Origin of the sequence: Streptomyces canarius (assembly GCF_014650735.1) — a bacterium.
Lineage (GTDB): Bacteria > Actinomycetota > Actinomycetes > Streptomycetales > Streptomycetaceae > Streptomyces > Streptomyces olivaceoviridis.
In genome coordinates, this window is sequence record NZ_BMVN01000016.1 from 74,111 (window position 1) to 94,420 (window position 20,310).

Annotated in this window: 20 protein-coding genes; 8 read left to right on the forward strand and 12 right to left on the reverse strand. The window is 73.4% G+C overall.

Annotated features, from left to right (window positions below; all coding sequences use genetic code 11):
* Positions 1-64: 64 nt before the first annotated feature.
* A complete protein-coding gene (locus tag IE294_RS22900; RefSeq protein ID WP_189888998.1) occupies positions 65-805 on the forward strand; it encodes a maleylpyruvate isomerase family mycothiol-dependent enzyme in 741 nt (246 codons plus the stop codon).
* A 94-nt stretch (positions 806-899) separates the two neighbouring features.
* Here IE294_RS22900 and IE294_RS22905 read toward each other — a convergent pair whose 3' ends face one another.
* Positions 900-1,301, reverse strand: a complete 402-nt coding sequence (locus IE294_RS22905) for a MarR family winged helix-turn-helix transcriptional regulator (RefSeq protein ID WP_189889000.1) — start codon at positions 1,299-1,301, stop codon at positions 900-902.
* Between the two features lie 86 nt (positions 1,302-1,387).
* Between IE294_RS22905 and IE294_RS22910 the strand changes: the two genes are divergently transcribed.
* Both IE294_RS22910 and IE294_RS22915 read left to right on the forward strand, forming a co-directional pair.
* Positions 1,388-2,878: an MFS transporter gene (locus tag IE294_RS22910; RefSeq protein WP_189889002.1), complete on the forward strand. Its 1,491-nt coding sequence runs from the start codon at positions 1,388-1,390 to the stop codon at positions 2,876-2,878.
* 86 nt (positions 2,879-2,964) lie between these two features.
* On the forward strand, positions 2,965-3,249 hold the full coding sequence (locus IE294_RS22915) for a DUF6332 family protein (RefSeq protein ID WP_189889004.1): 285 nt from the start codon (positions 2,965-2,967) through the stop codon (positions 3,247-3,249).
* On the opposite strand, the gene IE294_RS22920 is transcribed toward IE294_RS22915, so the two are convergent.
* The 4 genes from IE294_RS22920 to IE294_RS22935 all read right to left on the reverse strand — a co-directional run bounded on the left by IE294_RS22920 (position 3,210) and on the right by IE294_RS22935 (position 6,854).
* Positions 3,210-3,875, reverse strand: coding sequence for a response regulator transcription factor (locus tag IE294_RS22920; protein WP_189889006.1), 666 nt, complete (start codon positions 3,873-3,875; stop codon positions 3,210-3,212). The genes IE294_RS22915 and IE294_RS22920 overlap by 40 nt on opposite strands.
* Positions 3,872-5,092: a sensor histidine kinase gene (locus tag IE294_RS22925; RefSeq protein ID WP_189889008.1), complete on the reverse strand. Its 1,221-nt coding sequence runs from the start codon at positions 5,090-5,092 to the stop codon at positions 3,872-3,874. Before IE294_RS22925 ends, IE294_RS22920 begins: the two co-directional genes overlap by 4 nt.
* A gap of 540 nt (positions 5,093-5,632) precedes the next feature.
* Entirely contained in the window at positions 5,633-5,923 is a 291-nt protein-coding gene (locus IE294_RS22930) for a hypothetical protein (protein WP_189889010.1), read from the reverse strand.
* 238 nt (positions 5,924-6,161) lie between these two features.
* The gene (locus IE294_RS22935) at positions 6,162-6,854 is read right to left on the reverse strand and encodes a TetR/AcrR family transcriptional regulator (RefSeq protein ID WP_189889012.1); all 693 of its coding nucleotides are present in this window, start codon (positions 6,852-6,854) and stop codon (positions 6,162-6,164) included.
* Positions 6,855-6,999: 145 nt separating this feature from the next.
* On the opposite strand from IE294_RS22935, the gene IE294_RS22940 reads away from it, so the two are divergent.
* Complete coding sequence (locus tag IE294_RS22940; protein ID WP_189889014.1) at positions 7,000-7,449, forward strand: nitroreductase family deazaflavin-dependent oxidoreductase; 450 nt, start codon at positions 7,000-7,002, stop codon at positions 7,447-7,449.
* Here IE294_RS22940 and IE294_RS22945 read toward each other — a convergent pair.
* The gene (locus tag IE294_RS22945; protein ID WP_189889016.1) at positions 7,439-8,680 is read right to left on the reverse strand and encodes a geranylgeranyl reductase family protein; all 1,242 of its coding nucleotides are present in this window, start codon (positions 8,678-8,680) and stop codon (positions 7,439-7,441) included. The two genes, IE294_RS22940 and IE294_RS22945, sit on opposite strands and share 11 nt — an antisense overlap.
* A 128-nt stretch (positions 8,681-8,808) precedes the next feature.
* On the opposite strand from IE294_RS22945, the gene IE294_RS22950 reads away from it, so the two are divergent.
* The gene (locus IE294_RS22950; protein ID WP_189889018.1) at positions 8,809-10,164 is read left to right on the forward strand and encodes a dipeptidase; all 1,356 of its coding nucleotides are present in this window, start codon (positions 8,809-8,811) and stop codon (positions 10,162-10,164) included.
* A 62-nt stretch (positions 10,165-10,226) separates the two neighbouring features.
* On the forward strand, positions 10,227-10,961 hold the full coding sequence (locus IE294_RS22955; protein ID WP_189889020.1) for an MBL fold metallo-hydrolase: 735 nt from the start codon (positions 10,227-10,229) through the stop codon (positions 10,959-10,961).
* On the opposite strand, the gene IE294_RS22960 is transcribed toward IE294_RS22955, so the two are convergent.
* Together IE294_RS22960 and IE294_RS22965 are read right to left on the reverse strand one after the other, a co-directional pair.
* Positions 10,931-11,974, reverse strand: coding sequence for an NUDIX hydrolase (locus IE294_RS22960; protein ID WP_189889023.1), 1,044 nt, complete (start codon positions 11,972-11,974; stop codon positions 10,931-10,933). The two genes, IE294_RS22955 and IE294_RS22960, sit on opposite strands and share 31 nt — an antisense overlap.
* Positions 11,975-12,128: 154 nt before the next feature.
* Positions 12,129-12,320 carry a hypothetical protein gene (locus tag IE294_RS22965; RefSeq protein WP_041664988.1) on the reverse strand — a complete coding sequence of 64 codons (192 nt, stop codon included), beginning with the start codon at positions 12,318-12,320 and terminating at the stop codon, positions 12,129-12,131.
* Between the two features lie 197 nt (positions 12,321-12,517).
* On the opposite strand from IE294_RS22965, the gene IE294_RS22970 reads away from it, so the two are divergent.
* Positions 12,518-14,548 (forward strand): NPCBM/NEW2 domain-containing protein, encoded by a 2,031-nt coding sequence (locus IE294_RS22970; RefSeq protein WP_189889025.1) that lies wholly within the window; start codon positions 12,518-12,520, stop codon positions 14,546-14,548.
* A gap of 134 nt (positions 14,549-14,682) precedes the next feature.
* Here IE294_RS22970 and IE294_RS22975 read toward each other — a convergent pair whose 3' ends face one another.
* On the reverse strand, positions 14,683-15,636 hold the full coding sequence (locus IE294_RS22975) for an ROK family protein (protein WP_189889027.1): 954 nt from the start codon (positions 15,634-15,636) through the stop codon (positions 14,683-14,685).
* A 207-nt stretch (positions 15,637-15,843) separates the two neighbouring features.
* Between IE294_RS22975 and IE294_RS22980 the strand changes: the two genes are divergently transcribed.
* Positions 15,844-16,893, forward strand: a complete 1,050-nt coding sequence (locus IE294_RS22980) for a LacI family DNA-binding transcriptional regulator (RefSeq protein WP_189889029.1) — start codon at positions 15,844-15,846, stop codon at positions 16,891-16,893.
* A 107-nt stretch (positions 16,894-17,000) separates the two neighbouring features.
* Here IE294_RS22980 and IE294_RS22985 read toward each other — a convergent pair whose 3' ends face one another.
* The 3 genes from IE294_RS22985 to IE294_RS22995 form a co-directional block, all read right to left on the reverse strand.
* On the reverse strand, positions 17,001-18,299 hold the full coding sequence (locus IE294_RS22985) for a DUF6986 family protein (protein ID WP_189889031.1): 1,299 nt from the start codon (positions 18,297-18,299) through the stop codon (positions 17,001-17,003).
* Positions 18,300-18,485: 186 nt separating this feature from the next.
* Positions 18,486-19,448 carry an electron transfer flavoprotein subunit alpha/FixB family protein gene (locus IE294_RS22990; protein ID WP_189889033.1) on the reverse strand — a complete coding sequence of 321 codons (963 nt, stop codon included), beginning with the start codon at positions 19,446-19,448 and terminating at the stop codon, positions 18,486-18,488.
* A 52-nt stretch (positions 19,449-19,500) separates the two neighbouring features.
* Positions 19,501-20,298, reverse strand: coding sequence for an electron transfer flavoprotein subunit beta/FixA family protein (locus tag IE294_RS22995; RefSeq protein WP_189889035.1), 798 nt, complete (start codon positions 20,296-20,298; stop codon positions 19,501-19,503).
* Positions 20,299-20,310: the final 12 nt, after the last annotated feature.

Sequence of the window (20,310 nt, forward strand, 5' to 3'; positions counted from 1 at the left end):
TGCCGGCCGCTCGCGCCGTGCACGCATGCCCGCTGGAGCCCGCTCCATCCGGCACACTCAGCCCATGGAGACTGCCGAGTTCCTTCAGATCCTGGACCGCGAGGGTGGACTGCTGGCGACGGCCGCCGCCGCCGCGGGGACCGAAGCCAAGGTGCCGACGTGCCCGGAGTGGCAGGTGCGGGACCTGGTACGGCACACCGGCACGGTGCACCGGTGGGCCGCCGCCTTGGTCGCCGAGGGGCACACCACCCCCCGGCCCCCGGGCGAGCCGCCGGCGCGGGACGGGGCCGAACTGGTGGCCTGGTACCGGGACGGTCACCGCCTGCTGGTGGAGACGCTGGCCGCCGCGCCCGTCGACCTGGAGTGCTGGACCTTCCACCCCGCGCCGAGCCCCTCGTCGCTGGCGTTCTGGACCCGGCGGCAGGCGCACGAGACGACCGTGCACCGCTACGACGCCGAGGCGGCGCGCGGCGGCACGCCGTCCCCGATCGCGCCGGAGTTCGCGGTGGACGGCATCGACGAACTGCTGCGCGGCTTCCACGCCCGCCCTCGCAGCCGGATGCGCACCGAGGAGCCGCGTACGCTCCGGGTGCGCGCGGTGGACGCGGGGCCGGACGCGGTGTGGACGGTGCGGCTCGGTGACGGGCCGCCGGTGACCGTACGGGCGGAGCAGGGCCCGGCCGAGGCCGAACTCTCGGGGCCGGCCGATCAGTTGTACCTGGCGCCGTGGAACCGGACGGCGGTGCCGCACATGACCGGCGACCCGTCACTCGCGGCCCTGTGGCGGGAGCGGTCCCGGATCTGACGACCGTCGACGGCCGCTCGTTCCGGCCTCCCGGGTCCGGGCTTCAGGGTCCGGTGTCCGACCACCCGACAGCCCTCACCGCCACCGAGACCCCTCAGTCCGCCTCGGCCAGCATCCTGGCCAGCACCGCGCGCTGCACCGGCCGTACCTCGCCGTGCAGCGCGCGTCCCTTCGCCGTGAGGACCACCCGCACCCCGCGCCGGTCCTCCGGACACATGGCGCGCTCGACCAGGCCGTCCTTCTCCAGGCGGCCGATGAGCCGGGACAGCGCGCTCTGGCTGAGGTGGACCCGGTCGGAGATCTCCTGCACCCGGTAGGCGGAGCCGCCGTCCGCGGCCGTGCCCTCGGCCAGCAGGTCGAGCACCTCGAAGTCGCTCGCGCACAGTCCGTGCCCGTGCAGCGCCCGGTCCACTTCGCACTGGGTGCGGGCATGCAGGGCCAGGATGTCCCGCCACTGCTCCACGAGCGCCTGTTCGGGCTGCTTCTTCGCCGCCATGAGCGCACCGTAGCAGACAAACGCATTTATTGCATCATCATTAAATGCACTTGCATCTCATGCATGTGCATGTAAGTGTTCGCCGCATGACCTCTCCGCTCACCACCTCCGCGACCCCGTCCGCGGCGGTCCGCTGGACACCCGGACTGTGGGGCACCCTGCTGGTGCTGTGCGCCGCGATGTTCCTGGACGCGCTGGACGTGTCGATGGTCGGCGTCGCGCTGCCCTCCATCGGTTCCGATCTCGGCCTGTCCACGTCGACCCTGCAATGGGTCGTCAGCGGCTACATCCTGGGCTACGGCGGCCTGCTCCTCCTCGGCGGCCGGACCGCGGACCTGCTCGGCCGGCGCCAGGTGTTCCTGGTGGCGCTGGGTGTCTTCGCACTGGCCTCGCTGCTCGGCGGACTCGTGGACTCCGGCCCGCTGCTGATCGCCAGCCGCTTCATCAAGGGCCTGAGCGCGGCCTTCACGGCACCGGCGGGCCTGTCGATCATCACCACGACGTTCCCGGAGGGCCCGCTGCGCAACCGGGCCCTGTCGATCTACACCACCTGCGCCGCCGCCGGCTACTCCATGGGCCTCGTCTTCTCCGGGCTGCTCACCGAGGCCAGCTGGCGGTTCACCATGCTGCTGCCCGCCCCGGTCGCACTGCTCGCCCTGCTCGTGGGCACGAGGCTGCTGCCGCGCACCGCGCGCGAACGCGACCACGGCGGCTACGACATCCCGGGTGCCGTCCTCGGCACCGCCTCGATGCTGCTGCTGGTGTTCACCGTCGTCGAGGCGCCCGGGACCGGCTGGGCCTCGGCCCGGACGCTCCTGTCCTTCGTCGCCGTCGCCGTCATGCTGGTCGCCTTCGTGCTCGTCGAGCTGCGCAGCCCGAGCCCGCTGGTCCGGCTCGGGGTGCTGCGCTCCGGGCCGCAGGTCCGGGCCCAGCTGGGCGCGTTGACGTTCGTCGGCAGCTACACGGGGTTCCAGTTCCTGGTCACGCTCTACATGCAGCAGGTGCTGGGCTGGTCGGCCCTGCACACGGCGCTGGCGTTCCTGCCGGCGGGCGCGCTGGTGGCGCTCTCCGCGACCAAGGTCGGGGCCGTCATCGACCGGTTCGGCACCGCGCGGCTGATCGTGCTCGGCTTCGTCCTGCTGGCGGTCGGGTACGCGCTGTTCCTGCGTGTCGACCTGCACCCGGTCTACGCGGCGGTGATCCTGCCGACCATGCTGCTGGTCGGCTCGGGCTTCGCGCTGACCTTCCCGTCCCTCAACGTCCAGGCCACCAACGGCGTGGACGAGCACGAGCAGGGCATGGTCTCCGGTCTGCTCAACACCTCGGTGCAGGTGGGCGGCGCGCTCTTCCTGGCCGTCGTGACGGCGGTGGTGACCGCGCACGCTCCCGCGCAGGCCACCCCGCAGGCCGTCCTGGACAGCTACCGGCCCGGTCTGGTCGTGGTCGCGGCCATGGCCGTCGTGGGGCTGCTGCTGTCGCTCACCGGGCTGCGCCGGTCCCGCCAGGGACGGTCGGTCGTGGTCGCCAGGTCCACCGTGCAGGAGGCGGACGTGGACCGCGTACCGGTCGGTGACTAGCGAAGACCGGGAAGGGGGGCGCCTCCGCGCGTGCGCCCGGCGGGAACCGCTTGTCCCGCCGGGCGCACGCCTGCGAAACTGACGGAATGTACGCATACGGGGGCCGCCGGACCAAGGCGGAGCAGGACGCGGCGACGGTCGAGACCGGCTACGCGCTCGTCAGCGCCGCGTTCGCGGCGGCGGTGCTGTTCGGGGCCGTGGCCGGGCCCACGCTCCTCTTCGACCTGCCCGACCTCCCTTCGAAGGTCCTGCTGCGGCTCGGCATGACGGTCGCGTCGGTCGTGTTCGTGGCCCGGGTGGTCAGCGTGCTGGTGCGCTTCCGGCGGACGTCTCAGCCTAGCCAGCCGGGCCGTACCAACCCCGACTCGTAGGCGAGGACGACGAGTTGGGCGCGGTCCCGGGCGCCCAGCTTCACCATGGTCCGGCTCACGTGCGTCTTGGCCGTGAGCGGGCTGACCACCAGCCGGCGGGCGATCTCCTCGTTGGACAGGCCGATGCCGACCAGCGCCATCACTTCCCGCTCCCGCTCGGTGAGCCGGGCGAGCGCGTCCGCAGCCGCGGGTTGCTTGGACCGCGCCGCGAACTCGGCGATCAGCCGGCGCGTGACGCCCGGCGACAGCAGCGCGTCCCCCTCGACCACCGCCCTTACGGCGCGCAGGAGTTCGTCCGGCTCGGTGTCCTTCACCAGGAAGCCGGAGGCACCCGCGCGGATGGCCTCGAAGACGTACTCGTCCACTTCGAAGGTGGTGAGCATGACCACCTTCACGTCCGCCGGCGCCGGGTCGGAGGTGATGCGCCGGGTCGCGGCCAGACCGTCCAGCAGCGGCATGCGGATGTCCATGAGCACGACGTCCGGCCGCAGTTCGCGCACCCGGCGCAGCGCCTCCTCGCCGTCGGCCGCCTCGCCGGCCACCTCGATGTCCGGCTGGGCGTCGAGCAGCGCCCGGAAACCTGCGCGCACCAGCGACTGGTCGTCGGCCAGCAGTACCCGGATCACTGGTCCTCCCCGAGGTGCGACGGCAGGACGGCGAGCACCCGGAAACCGCCGTCGGGGCGCGGGCCCGCCTCGATGGTGCCACCCAGTGCGGCGGCCCGCTCCCGCATGCCGGCCAGCCCGTTGCCGCCGCCCCCGGCGTCCGCGCCGGTCGCCGGTCCGTCGTCGTCGATCCGCAGCCGCAGAACGCCGTCGGCGTACGCGAGGCGCACGCGCGCGTGCCGTGAACCGGAGTGGCGTACGACGTTGGTGAGGGCCTCCTGCACGATGCGGAAGGCGGCCAGGCCGGCGCCCGGTGGCAACCGGGGCGGCTCGCCCTCGGTGTCGACGGTCAGGCCGGCCGCCGCGGCCTGCTCCACCAGTTCCGGCAGCCGGTCCAGACCGGGCGCGGGAGCGCGCGGCGCGGCGCCCGGGGCGCGCAGGGTGCCGAGGACCTGGCGCACCTCGCCGAGCGCCTCCTTGCTGGCGGCCTTGATCGTGGTGAGCGCGGCCCGCGCCTGCTCGGGGTCGCTGTCCAGCAGCGCGAGTCCCATGCCGGCCTGGACGTTGATGACGGAGATGCTGTGGGCGAGGACGTCGTGCAGCTCGCGGGCGATGCGCAGCCGCTCCTCGTCCGCGCGCCGTCGCGCCGCCTCCGCGCGGTCCGCGCGCTCCCGTGCCCACTGTTCGCGCCGCACCCGGGCCAGCTCGGCGAGGGCGACGACGGCCAGCACCCAGGTGACGACGACGATCTCCTGGCCGATGCCCGCGCCGCGGTCCCCGGCGGGCGGGAGCCATCGGTACAGCCAGAGCGCGACCAGGACGTGTCCCGCCCACAGCAGGGTCACGGCGGCCCAGGCCGCCCGCCGGTGTCCGGCGACGACCGCGCCGAAGCAGCCGACCGCCACGGTGAGGAAGACCGGTCCGTACGGGTGGCCGAGGGCCAGATAGGCGAGGGTCGCGGCGGACGTGCCGAACGCCACGGCCACCGGGTGGCGATGCCGCCACAACAACAGGGCCGAGGCGACGAGCAGCAGCACGCGCGCGTAGCCGTCGAGCGGCACCCGGTCCGGCTGGGCGTGCGCGGCGAAGTCGCTGCCGGCCAGCACGAACGCGGTGAGCAGCACGGTGGAACGCCACGGCGGCCGGGCGCGGTGCGTCGCGGCCTGGTCCGGGCGGTTCCACCCCGGCGGCCCGTACCGCCACCAGTGCGAGGGGCCGCCGCCGTGCTGCTCGTTCATGCGGGCCACGCTAGACGCCGACGCACCGGGACGACGTCAGCCGGGCGAGGTGCTCACAGATACTCCCGGGGGAGTACGCGCCTTAAGGACGCCGGGGTGACGCGGTCCACGGGGGCGTCGCCGGTCGGGACTCCGCGCCCAGTACGCCGAACGGACTCCGCATCCCCGACGCCAGGCGGGACTCCCCGGCCCGGACGCGAGGCGGGACCCCGCATCCCCGACGCCAGGCGGGACCCCACGCCCCGGACGCCGGACGGGACTCCGCATCCCGGACGCGAGGCGGGGACTGCCCGTCCCCGACGCCAGGCGGACTCCCCGCCCCGGACGCCAGGCGGACCCCGCATCCCGCACACCGGACGGGACCCCGCATCCCGGACCCCGGCGGAAGCAGCGGCGGGGCGAGCCGGGCGGCCGACCGGCGCCGGGTCGGGACGGTCCACGGTGGGCGTGGTCCGGCACCGGGGCACCCCGCCGCGGTCCGGTGCCGCCCGCGTCAGCGCGCAACCCGACCCGGCCCCGGCCGGGGAGAGGCCCGGGCGGTCAGGTGACGTCCTTGCAGGGCAGCCCCACGGAGGTGTACCTGCCGTTGTCCAGCTCCCAGCCCTCGGCACAGGTCTGGCCGGTTCCCCGGCCCTTCCCCGCGACGCCGGGGTAGGCACTGTCCTTGCCTTCCACCCTCATGCCGGGGCCCCACACGTCGATGTGGCCGTAGAACCGGTTCGCGCCGCTGTAGTAGCCGCTCGTCGTGTAGCCGGACGCGTTGCCGACCACGTTGACGCAGACCTCGTGGTTGCATCCGTGCGCGTCCCTGTGCCCAGGGGTCTTGCTCACCCGGAGGCACACGTCCCGCGCGCACTCCCAGGCCGCGCTTTCGTGGGCCGTCTCGGCGGCGCCGGCACCGGCGCTTGCCGTGATCAGGGCGAATGCCGCTGCCGCGACGAGCAGAGAACGCTTGGAATCTCCTGTGTGACCGGCTCGGAGAGCACCCTGGTGCTCAGTCGAGCCACGGCCGCGACCGGCCCGGCAGGAGATCCGCCGCCACACCACCCTGAAGGGGGCGACGCCCCACTCACCCCCGCCCCAGCCCCACCCCCTCCGCCAGCCGTCCGGCCGCGTGGCGGAAGAACGTCTCCCGGTCCTCCACCACCCGGTTGAACTGGCCGAACAGTTCGAAGCCGATCAGTCCGAACAGCTGGGCCCAGGCCGCCACCAACGCCACCGCGGCCTCCGGCGGTACGTCGGCGGCGAAGTCGGCGACCATGCGCGCGCCCTCGGGACGCAGGTCGGCCGGGACGGAGAGCGCGGACAGGCCCGGACCCTCGCGGGCGTCCCGCACGATGCCGATGAAGACCATGCCGACGCGGGCCGCGGCCGGGACGGTGGTCTCGGGGGCGGAGTAGCCGGGCACGGGCGAGCCGTAGATCAGCGCGTACTCGTGCGGATGGGCGAGCGCCCAGTCGCGTACCGCCTCGCACACGGCGATCCAGCGGGCCGGCGGCGGGGCGTCGGCCACGGCGTCCCGGGCCCGCTCGGCCGCCTCGCCGACAGCGTCGTAGGCGTCGATGATCAGGGCGGTCAGCAGGTCGTCCCGGCTGGGGAAGTAGCGGTACAGGGCCGACGAGACCATGCCCAGCTCACGGGCCACGGCCCGCAGGGAGAGCTTGGCCGCGCCCTCCGCCGCGAGCTGTCTGCGCGCCGCCTCCTTGATGGCTGCGGTGACTTCCTGCCTGGCCCGGGCGCGGGCACCTTGTGCGGTGGTCATGCCAGCAGTGTGCCATGCGGGAGAGCGGTGCACACAGACGAGAGCGGCGGACAAAAAAGAGAGCACTGCTCTTGCTCCGGAGCACCTCTCTCCCCCACACTGGAGTCGAGCGAGAGCACCGCTCTCTCAAACCGTGGGGGTCACCATGTCGACACACGTCGTACAGCCGGGCTGGTTCACCGTCAACGTCTTCAACCGGGCCGTCTCCTGGCTCACCCGGCGCGGCATCAGCGTCTGGGGCTCCCGGGTCCTCGCGGTGCGGGGGCGCAAGAGCGGGCAGTGGCGCACCACGCCGGTCAACCTGCTGACGGTGGACGGGCAGCAGTACCTGCTGGCCCCGCGCGGCCACGTCCAGTGGACCCGGAACATGCGCGCGGCCGGCGGCGGCGAACTGCGGCTCGGCAAGAACGTGGACGTCTTCACCGCGACCGAGGTCGCCGACGACGACAAGGTCCCGCTGCTGCGGGCCTACCTCAAGCGCTGGAAGGCGGAGGTCGGGGTCTTCTTCAACGGCGTCGGCCCCGACTCCCCGGACGCGGAGCTGCGCCGGATCGCCCCCGACCACCCCGTCTTCCGCATCACCGTCACGAACTGACGGACTCCTCCGCCGAGGCGGCCTGGCCCCGGTCGAACGCGCTCAGGGCGCGCTGGGCGATCGGGTGGGAGCGGACGAGCTCGCCCAGCGAGGTGGAGCCCTGGGTGATGTCCCGGAACGCCCGCCAGGCCGGGCGGAACCCGGTGAGGGCCGCGTGGAAGAGGCCGGGGCGCTTCTCGAACACCGCCAGCATCCGCTTGCCGACGCTCATCTCGACGCCGAGCCCCGCCTTGATCGCGAACGCGTAGTTCAGGGCCTGGCGGCGGGTGTCGACGGCGTCGTGCGCCTCGGCGATCCGGACCGCCCACTCCCCCGCCAGCCGGCCCGAGCGCAGCGCGAAGGAAATGCCCTCGCGGGTCCACGGCTCCAGCAGGCCGGCCGCATCCCCGCAGACCAGCACCCGGCCCCGGGACAGCGGCGAGTCGTCGGCGCGGCAGCGGGTCAGGTGCCCGGAGGAGATGGCGGGCTCGAAGCCGGCGAGACCCAGCCGGGCGATGAAGTCCTCCAGGTACCGCTTGGTGGCGGCGCCCTCACCGCGCGCGGAGATCACGCCGACCGTCAGCGTGTCGCCCTTCGGGAAGACCCAGCCGTAACTGCCCGGCATCGGGCCCCAGTCGATGAGGACCCGGCCCTTCCAGTCCTCGGCGACCGTCTCCGGCACCGGGATCTCCGCCTCCAGGCCGAGGTCGACCTGGTCGAGCTTCACGCCGACGTGGGCTCCTATCCGGCTGGCGCTGCCGTCGGCGCCGACGACCGCGCGGGCCAGCACCGTCTCCCCGCCCTGGAGGACGACGGCGACCGTGCGCCGGTCCGGCACCGCCGAGCCGTGCTGCTCGACCCGCTGCACGGTGACGCCCGTACGCAGCTCGGCGCCCGCCTTCTGGGCGTGCTCGACCAGTTGCTGGTCGAACTCGGGGCGGTTGATCAGCCCGAACAGCATCTGCTTGGAACGGCGGGTGCGGGTGAAGCGGCCGTTGTTGGAGAAGGTGACCGCGTGCACCCGGTCCCGGAAGGGCAGCTCGAAGCCGGGCGGCAGCGCGTCGCGCGAGGGGCCGATGATGCCACCGCCGCACGTCTTGTAGCGGGGCAACTCGGCCTTCTCCAGCAACAGCACGCGCCGTCCCGCGACCGCCGCCGCGTAGGCGGCCGAGGCGCCCGCGGGGCCCGCGCCCACCACGACGACGTCCCAGACCCGCTGCACGTCGTCCGCCGAAGAGTTCTCGCCGCTCACGATGGTCTACCGCTCCGATCAAGCCGTTGCCGAGTGTCCTGTCGCATCCTACGGCGGCCTTCCGCGCAGGCCACTGTGGGAGGATCGGTCCCACCCCGTACAACGTCGCACCTACGAGGAGCGTGCCCATGCCGTCGAATCCGGTCGCCGAGACCGTCGCCTCGCTGCTGCCCCGGGCGAAGGCGGAGCTGGCCGAACTGGTCGCCTTCAAGTCGGTGGCGGACTTCGCGCAGTTCCCGAAGAGCGAGAGCGACGCCGCCGCGGACTGGACAGCCGACGCACTGCGCGCCGAGGGCTTCACGGACGTGGCCCTGCTGGACACCCCGGACGGCACGCGGTCCGTGTACGGCCACCTCCCGGGCCCGGAAGGTGCGAAAACGGTTCTGCTGTACGCGCACTACGACGTGCAGCCCCCGCTGGACGAGGCCGGCTGGGCCACCCCGCCGTTCGAGCTGACCGAGCGCGACGGCCGCTGGTACGGCCGTGGGACCGCCGACTGCAAGGGCGGCTTCATCATGCACCTGCTCGCGCTGCGCGCCCTCAAGGCGAACGGCGGCGTCCCGGTGCACGTGAAGATGATCGTGGAGGGCTCGGAGGAGCAGGGCACGGGCGGCCTGGAGCGGTACGCCGAGCAGCACCCCGAGTTGCTGGAGGCGGACACCATCGTCATCGGCGACGCGGGCAACTTCCGGGCCGGCCTGCCGACGGTGACCACCACGCTGCGCGGCATGACCATGGTCCGGGTGCGGATCGACACCCTGGCCGGCAACCTGCACTCGGGCCAGTTCGGCGGCGCCGCGCCGGACGCGCTGGCCGCGCTGATCCGGGTGCTGGACTCGCTGCGCGCCGAGGACGGCTCCACCACGGTCGACGGCCTGGACGCCACGGCCCGGTGGGACGGTCTGGAGTACGCCGAGGAGCAGTTCCGCACGGACGCCAAGGTGCTGGACGGCGTCGAGCTGATCGGTGGCGGTTCGGTCGCCGACCGCATCTGGGCCCGCCCGGCGGTCACCGTCCTCGGCATCGACTGCCCGCCGGTCGTGGGCGCCACCCCGTCGGTGCAGTCCAGTGCCCGCGCCCTGATCAGCCTGCGGGTGCCGCCGGGCGTGGACGCGGCGGAGGCCACCCGGCTGCTCCAGGCGCACGTCGAGGCGCACACCCCGTGGGGCGCCCGGGTCAGCACCGAGCAGATCGGCCAGGGCCAGCCGTTCCGCGCCGACACCTCCAGCCCCGCCTACCAGGCGATGGCCGACGCGATGGCGGTGGCCTACCCGGGCGAGACCATGAGTTACGCGGGCCAGGGCGGCTCCATCCCGCTGTGCAACACGCTCGCCGGCCTCTACCCGAAGGCGGAGATCCTGCTCATCGGGCTGAGCGAGCCGGAAGCGCAGATCCACGCGGTCAACGAGAGCGTGTCCCCCGAGGAGCTGGAGCGGCTGTCGGTCGCGGAGGCGCTGTTCCTGCGCAACTACGCGGCGAGCTGAACCGTTCTGCCCATGGCAGAGGGACCTCGTCCCCGGCCGGAGGCCCTCCCTACGGTCGGCGCATGGACGTCATCGAACTGCTGCCCCGCCTGCACCTGTTGCGCTTCCCGGTCGGCCAGGCCTACCTCTGGCGCGACGGCGGCGAACTGACCCTGGTCGACGCGGGTCTGGTCGGCTCCGGCCGGACGATCGCCGACGCGATCACCGCTCTGGGCCGCGCCCCGCAGGACGTACGACGCATCGTCCTGACCCACTTCCACGAGGACCACGTGGGCGGGGCGGGCGAGTTCGCCGCGCTGAGCGGGGCGGAGGTGCTGGCGCACCCGCTGGACGCACCGTTCGTGCGGGGTGAACGGCCGGGTCCGCCGCCACGGTTCGAGGAGTGGGAGCTGCCGATCTGCGCGGAGGCGGCCCGGCGCCTGCCCGAGGGCCCGCCGGTGCCCCCGCCCGCCCTCACCGAGGTGACGGACGGGGACGTCCTCGGCTTCGGCGGCGGGGCGCGGGTGGTGCACGTCCCGGGGCACACGGACGGCAGCATCGCGCTGTTCCTGCCCGCGTACGGGGTGCTCTTCACCGGGGACACGGTGGCGGCGGCACCGGACGACGGAACGCCGATGGCCGGGGTGTTCAACCTGGACCGGGCCCGACTGCTCGCCTCGATCGGCCGTCTCGCGGACCTCGGGGCGGAGGTGGCCTGCTTCGGCCACGGCGATCCGGTGCTGAGCGGCGCCACCGCCGCACTCCGCTCGATCGTCGCGGCTCCGGGTCAGCCCACCGGCACGCCCGCCTCCAGGTAGAGCGCGCTGCCCCGCTCCCGGGCGCGCAGCGCCCAGCGCAGCCGCTCATAGCGGACGGGTGGCAGCATCGCGGCGGCCTCCTGCTCCGTGGCGAACCGCCAGGCGCGCAGTTCCGGGCCGGGCAGCAGCACCCGGGACGCCTCCCCGGACTCCAGCCGGCCCCCGTCGAACAGCAGCCGCAGCCCGCCGAACCCGGGTGGCACGGGCCGCTCCCAGTCCACGACGAGCAGCCGGGGCACCTCGCGCAGGTGTATCCCGGTCTCCTCGGCGACCTCGCGCATCCCGGCGCGGGCCGGGGCCTCGCCCCGCTCCACCACGCCACCGGGGAACTCCCAGCCGGGCTTGTAGGTGGGGTCGACCAGCAACACCCGGTCGTCCTCGTCGAAGAGCAGCACGCCGGCGGCGAGCGTCTCGGCGGTCGGCTCGGGGGTCTGGACGATGTCGCAGACGGGTACGGCCCCGCTGCCGACGGCGTCGGCGATGCGGACGGCGGTCTCGTACGGGGTGAGGCCGCTGGTGTCGACCGGGTGGGCGTCGGCGGTGAGCCAGGAGGCGAGGGCGGCGCGGTAGGGCTCGATGTGGTCGTAGGACCACTGGCGTACGCGTATCTCGCCGTCGGGCAGGTCGGGCGGGAGCTCCCGCTCGGCTATCCGCTCGCGCAGGATCGTTTCGGCCGGGGCGAGCAGCAGATGGTGCACGGTGATCCGGCGGGCGGCGAGGCCGCCGAAGATCTCGTCCCGGTACTCCTGGCGGAGCAGGGTCATGGGCACCACGAGGGTGCCGCCCAGCTCGGCGAGCATCGCGGCGGCGGTGTCGACCACCAGCCGGCGCCAGATCGGCAGGTCCTGGAAGTCGCCGACCTCGGCGAGGTGCTTGGGCGGCAGCAGGTGCGTGAGCGCCCCGCCGAGGACCTCGGGGTCGAAGAGCGCGCTGTTCGGGATCAGTTCGATCAGTTCGCGTGCCGTGGTGGTCTTCCCCGCGCCGAACGCGCCGTTGATCCAGACGACGGTCACGGACTCCCCCTCCTGTGTCGGCCCCCTGAGGCTTGCCCGCTCCACCCTGCCACGGAAACCCCCTCCCGTTGAGGGCGCCTGTCCGCGCGCACACGGGAGTGCCGGCGCCCCCCACGGCGGGGGCACCGGCACGCACGCCGTACGCGGCCGGGGGTTACTCGTGTCCGAGGGCGCCGTGGTCGACGTCCAGGCTGTCCTGGGCGACGAGGTGGCCGGCCGAGTCGAGGGTGTCCGAGACGTTGAGGTCGCCGAGGGGTGCCTCGTCCGCCGCGTGGGACGGGGTGACGGCGGCCACGACGAATCCGGCGGCGAGGGTGGCGATGGCGAGCATGCTGCGCTTCTTCATGCGCTGATCAACTGCGCGGAGGGTCCGCGAGTCACGCCGCGGCTCGTGCACACCAGACCGCGGCCCCCTCCCAAGCGAACACACCTGAACATCTGGCAGCCCTCTTCCAACACAGTCAGACAGGTCCTACCGTAAACGCGCACCGATGACGCGTACATGCAGTCATCCCGGTTTCGCGAGTCGGAGGAACGTCAACGATGCGTCACCCTCACACCCGCACGACCCGCACCACGCGCCGAAGAGTGGCCGGAGCGCTCACCGCCGGCCTGCTGTGCGCGGCGGGCCTCGCCGCCCCCGCCCTGGCGGCCCCCGCCGAGACCCCCGCCGCGCCCGCCCTCGCCGACGGGCTCGCCCTCACCCCGCCGATGGGCTTCAACAACTGGAACTCCACCCACTGCCGCGCCGAGTTCAACGCGTCCATGGTCGAGGGCATCGCGGACCTGTTCGTGGAGAAGGGCCTGAAGGACGCGGGCTACCAGTACGTCAACCTGGACGACTGCTGGGCCCTGCCGGACCGTGACGCGAACGGCAAGCTGGTGCCCGACCCCGCCCGCTTCCCGGACGGGATCAAGGCGGTCGCGGACTACGTCCACGCCAAGGGGCTCAAGCTCGGCATCTACACCAGCGCCGGCACCAAGACCTGCGACAGCACGGGCTTCCCGGGCGCCCTGGGCCACGAGTACAGCGACGCGCGGCAGTTCGCCGACTGGGGCGTGGACTACCTGAAGTACGACAACTGCAACAACCAGGGCGTGGACGCCCAGCAGCGCTACCGGACCATGCGGGACGCGCTGGAGGCGACCGGGCGGCCCATCGTCTACAGCATCTGCGAGTGGGGCCAGAACAAGCCCTGGGAGTGGGCCTCGGACGTCGGCCACCTGTGGCGGACCACCGGTGACATCAGCGACAGCTGGAGTTCGATGCTGTCGATCCTGAAGCAGAACCTCCCGCTCGCGCCGTACGCCGGCCCCGGGCACTGGAACGACCCCGACATGCTGGAGGTCGGCAACGGCGGCATGACGGACACCGAGTACCGCTCGCACTTCTCGCTCTGGTCGGTCATGGCCGCGCCCCTGCTCATCGGCACCGACCTGCGCAAGGCATCCCCGGCGACCTACGACATCCTGGGCAACAAGGAGGTCATCGCCGTCGACCAGGACCCGCTCGGCAAGCAGGGCACCGTCGTCTCCTCCGGGGGCGGGCGCTGGGTCGTCGCCAAGGAGATGAAGGACGGCAGCCGCGCGGTGGCCCTCTTCAACGAGTCCGGCACCGCCCAGCGGATCGCCACCAGCGCGCGTGCCGTCGGCCTGCCGGACGCCGACGCCTACGCCCTGCGCGACCTGTGGCAGCACCGCACGTACAACACCGCCGGCACCATCGCCGCCACCGTCCCGGCGCACGGCACGGTCCTGCTGCGCGTCGCGGGCGACCCGCGCTGGGCCACCCACCCGCCGGCCGTCGAACTCGGCCTGGACGGCAGCACGTTGCTGGAGGCGGCCGAGCCGGCCACGCTCACCAGCACCGTCACCGACCTCGGCCGGACACCCGCGCGACGGGTCTCCGTGTCGCTGACCGGCCCCGCCGGCTGGACGGTACGGCCCACCTCGGCGACCTCGGCCGCCACGCTCGCCCCCGGCGGGACGCTGCGCACCGGCTGGCGGGTGACCGCGCCGTCCGGCACCCCGACCGGCTCCTACGGCCTCACGCTCACGACGAACTACCGCTCGCCGTCCGGCACACCGGTCACCAGCACCCTTCCGCTGACCGCGTCCGTCGTCGTGCCGCCGCCCGCCGGGACGTCGTACCTCGGCGATCTGCCGTGGCTGTCGGCGACCAGCGGCTGGGGGCCGGTGGAGCGGAACACCAGCAACGGGGAGAGCGCCGCCGGTGACGGGAATCCGCTCACCATCGGCGGGACGGTGTACGCCAAGGGGCTCGGCGTCCACGCGCTCAGCGACATCTCCTTCTACACCGGCGAGGCCTGCGAGAAGGTCACCGCGGAGGTCGGCGTGGACGACGAGAAGGGCACGAAGGGCACCGTCGCCTTCGAGATCTGGGCGGACGGCACGAAGGCCGCGTCCACCGGCGTCCTCACCAACGCGATGCCCGCCCAGTCGCTCACCGCCGACGTCACCGGCGCCCAGGTGGTCCGGCTGGTGGTCACCGACGGCGGCGACGGCGTCGACTCGGACCACGCGGACTGGGCGGACGCCCGCCTCACCTGCTGACCCCCGGGGCTCGGCTCCGGGCCCGCCCGGAGCCGGGTCCGCGGCTTCACCGGGAGCCGGGGCCGGGGCTTCGCCGGGTCGTCTGCCTGATCCGGCGAGCCCCTGGCCCGCCCCGCCGCCGGAACCGGCGAACCCTAGCGGCTCGCCGCCGTCGCGTCCGGGGTGCGGATCAGGGCCGCCGCAGCCGCGCCGACCAGCCCCGCGTCGGTGCCCATCTGCGCGGGCACGACGGTGAGGTGCCGCACGAAGGACAGGGTCGCGTAGTCGGTGAGGGCCTTGCGCAGGGGCGTGAACAGGACGTCGCCCGCCTTGCCGACGCCCCCGCCGATCACCGCGATGTCGATCTCGACCAGGGTCGCGGTGGCCGCGATACCGGCGGCGAGCGCCTGCGCAGCCCGCTCGAAGGAGGCCACGGCCACCGGGTCGCCCGCGCGGGCGGCGGCGGCCACCGCGGCGGCCGAGGTGTCACCGTCCGGCCCGGGGCGCCAGCCGTGTTCCAGCGCCCGGCGGGCGATGTTCGGGCCGCTGGCGATCCGCTCCACGCAGCCACGCGAGCCGCACGGGCAGGGATCACCGTCCAGATCGACGCTGATGTGGCCGATGTGCCCGGCGTTGCCGGTCGGACCGGGATGCAGGCGTCCGCCCAGCACCAGGCCACCGCCGACCCCCGTCGAGACCACCATGCACAGCGCGTTGTCGTGACCGCGTGCGGCGCCCTGCCAGTGCTCGGCCGCGGTGATCGCGACACCGTCGCCGATCAGCTCCACCGGCAGGCCCCCGGTGACCGTACGCACCCGGTCCACCAGTGGGAAGTCGCGCCAGCCCGGCACGTTCACCGGGCTCACGGTGCCCGCGGAGGCGTCGACCGGCCCGGCGCTGCCGATGCCGATCGAGCCCGCGCGTTCCCACAGGGGCGACCCGGCGAGGTCGCCGAGCACCTCCGTCACGGCCCGCATGACCGTTTCGCCGTCCTGCTGGGCGGGCGTGGCGCGCTGGGCCCTGGCCAGGATCCGGCCGCCGCCGTCCACCAGCGCGCCGGCGATCTTGGTGCCGCCGATGTCCAGGGCCGCCACGAGGTCGGTATGCATCAGAGTCAGATCTCCCCGTTCAAGCTTGAAAAAACCAAAGAGAGGCAGGCCGGTCAAGCGGTGGGGCGCAGGCCGGAGACAGCGGTGGACAGTCTCTCGCGCTTCTGACAACGTTGTCCAGGCTCTATGCTCGACGCCACATCCTCATACAAGCCCACGGTCCGCGCACCACCCCCGTGGACGGACGAGAGACAGGACAGACGCATCGTGCCCGAGACCAGCCGCCGCGCAGACCGCCTCCCCGGAAACCGGTACGGCAACCGGCCGACGATGAAGGACGTGGCGGCGCGCGCCGGGGTCGGGCTGAAGACGGTCTCCCGGGTGGTCAACGGTGAACCCGGGGTCACCCCGGACACCGAGCGCCGGGTGCAGGAGGCGATCGAGGCGCTCGGCTTCCGCCGCAACGACAGCGCCCGGGTGCTGCGCAAGGGCCGGACGGCCAGCATCGGCCTGGTGCTGGAGGATCTCGCGGACCCGTTCTACGGCCCGCTCAGCCGCGCCGTCGAGGAGGTGGCCCGCGCGCACGGCGCCCTGCTGATCAACGGCTCCAGCGCCGAGGACCCCGAGCGGGAGCAGGAGCTGGCGCTGGCGCTGTGCGCGCGCCGGGTGGACGGTCTGGTGGTGATCCCGGCCGGGGACGACCACCGCTATCTGGAGCCGGAGATCAGGGCGGGTGTGGCGACCGTGTTCGTGGACCGCCCGGCCGGACGGATCGACGCGGACGTCGTGCTGTCCGACAACTACGGCGGCGCCCGCGGCGGGGTCGCCCACCTCATCGCGCACGGCCACCGCCGGATCGGGTTCATCGGCGACATGCCCCGCATCCACACCGCGGCGGAGCGGCTGCGCGGCTACCGGGCGGCCATGGAGGACGCGGGCATAGCCGTCGAGGAGCGCTGGATGTCCCTCGGCGCGACGAACCCGGAGCGGGTGCGCCGGGCGACGGAGGAGATGCTGTCCGGAGCCGACCCGGTGACCGCGATCTTCGCCGGCAACAACCGGGTGACGGTCACCGTGATCCGGGTCCTCGCCGAGCAGTCCCGCCCGGTCGCGCTCGTCGGCTTCGACGACATCGAGCTGGCCGACCTGCTCCAGCCCGGCGTCACGGTCGTCGCGCAGGACGCGGCGGCCCTCGGCCGCACCGCCGCCGAGCGCCTCTTCCGCCAGCTCGACGGCACCCTCCTCGCCCCCGAACGCATCGAACTGCCGACCCGTCTGGTCACCCGCGGCTCGGGCGAACTGCCACCGGCGGTCTGAGGGGGGTACCTGCGGCGGGTCTCGCAGCCGTATGCCTGGACGGAGCCCCGCAGCCCGGGAGGAGGGGCCCGGTCGCCGGACGCCCTCCTCCCCCGCATGGCCCCTCGCTACTGCGCGGACGCCGTCAGGTCGCCGCGGCGGGGGGACGCGAAGCTCTCCAGGTCGGTGCGGGTCAGGCCGGTGAGGCGGGTGACCTCGGGGAGGTCGAGGGCACCGCAGTCCAGGCCGCGCAGCAGGTAGCCGCTGAGGGCCTTGGCCGTGGCGGGCTCGTCCATGACGTCGCCGCCGGCCCGGTTGGCGTACCGGGCGAGGCGGGCCGCCGCCTGCTCCAACCCCTCGCGGTAGAAGGCGAAGACCGCCGCGTAGCGGGTGGGGAGGTGACCGGGGTGCATGTCCCAGCCCTGGTAGTAGGCGCGGGCGAGGGCGCGGCGGGTGAGGCCGTAGTGCAGGCGCCAGGCGTCGTGGACCTTGGCGGTCGGGCCGACGGGGAGGACGTTGGTGGAGCCGTCGGACACCCGGACGCCGGTGCCGGCCGCCGCGACCTGCATGACCGCCTTGGCGTGGTCGGCGGCCGGGTGGTCGCTGGCCTGGTGGGCGGCGGAGACGCCGAGGCAGGCGCTGTAGTCGAAGGTGCCGTAGTGCAGCCCGGTGGCGCGGCCCTCGGCGGCCTGGATCATGCGGGCGACGGTGGCGGTGCCGTCGGCGGCGAGGATGGCCTGGCTGGTCTCGATCTGGATCTCGAAGCCCAGGCGTCCGGCGTCCAGGCCGTGCGCCTTCTCGAATGCCTCCAGGAGCCGGACGAAGGCGCCGACCTGCTCGGGGTAGGTGACCTTGGGCAGGGTGAGGACCAGGCCCTCGGGCAGGCCGCCGGCCTGAACGAGGCCGGTGAGGAAGACGTCGAGGGTCCGGATGCCCCGGTCGCGTACGGCGGCCTCCATGCACTTCATGCGGATGCCCATGTACGGCGCGGCCGTGCCGTTCGCGTACGCCTCGGCGATCAGCCGGGCCGCGCGGGCGGCCGTTACGTCCTCCTCGGCGTCGGGCCGGGGGCCGTAGCCGTCCTCGAAGTCGACGCGCAGGTCCTCGACGGGCTCGCGCTCCAGCTTGGCGCGGACGCGGGAGTGGACCGGCTCGGCCAGTTCGTCGGACAGGCCGAGGACCGCCGCGAAGGAGGCGGCGTCGGGGGCGTGTTCGTCGAGCAGGGCGAGCGCCTGGTCGCCCCAGGAGCGAAGGGTGCCGGCGGCGAAGGCGTCCCCGGGGACGTACACGGTGTGGACGGGCTGCCGGGTGCCGGGGTCCCCGGGGTAGCGGCGTTCCAGCTCCGCGTCGACCGGTGCGAGGGAGGCGCTGATCTCCTCGCTGACGGCACCCGCGAGGCTCGTCGCCACCTTCTCCTGCTGACCCATCCCACACCCTCCAAGTTTCCGCTCTACGGAATCAACAATCCGTAGAATGAAGTTATCCGGGTGATTCTCACGGGTCAACACCCCGTCCGGACCCTGGCCGCCCGCGCCCGCCCGCCGGCACCAGGATGCACCGAGGCCCCGGTGACCGGGTCGGTCACCGGGGCCTCGGGCGCGCCCTGGGCGGACTCAGCCCTTGCGGGCCTTGATCTCCTCGGTCAGCTGCGGGACGACGTCGAACAGGTCGCCGACCACACCGAAGTCGACCAGCTCGAAGATCGGGGCCTCGGCGTCCTTGTTGACGGCCACGATCGTCTTCGAGGTCTGCATGCCGGCACGGTGCTGGATCGCACCGGAGATGCCGTTGGCGATGTAGAGCTGCGGCGAGACCGACTTACCGGTCTGGCCCACCTGGTTGGTGTGCGGGTACCAGCCGGCGTCGACGGCGGCACGCGAGGCACCGACGGCCGCGCCGAGCTGGTCCGCGAGGGCCTCGATGATCGAGAAGTTCTCGGCGCCGTTCACACCGCGGCCACCGGAGACCACGATGGCGGCCTCGGTGAGCTCCGGGCGGCCCGTCGACTCACGCGGCGTACGGCCGGTGATCTTCGTGCCGGTCGCCTTGTCCGAGAAGGTCACGGACAGGGCCTCGACCGCGCCCGCGGCCGGGGCGGCCTCGACGGCGGCCGAGTTCGGCTTGACCGTGATGACCGGGGTGCCCTTGATGACGCGGGACTTGGTGGTGAAGGACGCGGCGAACACCGACTGGGTGGCCACCGGGCCCTCGTCGCCGGCCTCCAGGTCGACGGCGTCGGTGATGATGCCGGAGCCGATGCGCAGCGCCAGGCGGGCGGCGATCTCCTTGCCCTCGGCGGAGGACGGCACCAGCACGGCGGCCGGGGAGGCGGCCTCGTAGGCGGCCTGAAGGGCGTCCACCTTCGGCACGACCAGGTACTCGGCGTACTCGGACGCGTCGTGGGTGAGGACCTTCACCGCGCCGTGCTCGGCGAGCGTGGCGGCGGTGTCGGCGGCGCCGTTGCCGAGCGCGACGGCGACGGGCTCGCCGAGGCGGCGGGCCAGGGTCAGCAGCTCCAGGGTGGGCTTGCGGACGGCACCGTCCACGTGGTCGACGTAGACGAGGACTTCAGCCATGGGATTGCTCTCCTGCGAAACGAAGTTGAGGGGCGGTCAGCGGGGGCGGGCCTCAGATGAACTTCTGGCCCGCGAGGAACTCAGCGAGCTGCTTGCCGCCCTCGCCCTCGTCCTTGACGATGGTGCCGGCCGTGCGGGCCGGACGCTCGGTCGCGGCCTCGACCTTGGTGAACGCGCCGTCCAGGCCGACCTCCTCGGCCTCGATGTCGAGGTCGGACAGGTCCCAGGACTCCACCGGCTTCTTCTTGGCCGCCATGATGCCCTTGAAGGACGGGTAGCGGGCCTCGCCCGACTGGTCGGTGACGGAGACGACGGCCGGGAGCTGCGCCTCAAGCTGCTCCGAGGCGGCGTCACCGTCGCGGCGGCCCTTGACCGTGCCGTCCTCGACGGAGACCTCGGACAGCAGGGTGACCTGGGGGACGCCGAGGCGCTCGGCGACCAGCGCCGGGACGACACCCATGGTGCCGTCGGTGGAGGCCATGCCGGAGATGACCAGGTCGTAGCCGGCCTTCTCGACGGCCTTGGCCAGGACCAGGGAGGTGCCGATGGCGTCGGTGCCGTGCAGGTCGTCGTCCTCGACGTGGATGGCCTTGTCGGCACCCATCGAGAGGGCCTTGCGGAGCGCGTCCTTGGCATCCTCGGGGCCGACCGTCAGGACGGTGACCTCGGCGTCGTCCCCCTGGTCCCGGCGGTCTTCCGCGATCTGGAGGGCCTGCTCGACCGCGTACTCGTCCAGCTCGGAGAGCAGACCGTCCACGTCGTCGCGGTCGACGGTCAGGTCATCGGCGAAGTGCCGGTCGCCAGTGGCGTCGGGCACGTACTTCACAGTGACAACGATCCTCAAGCTCACGCCGGCTCTCCT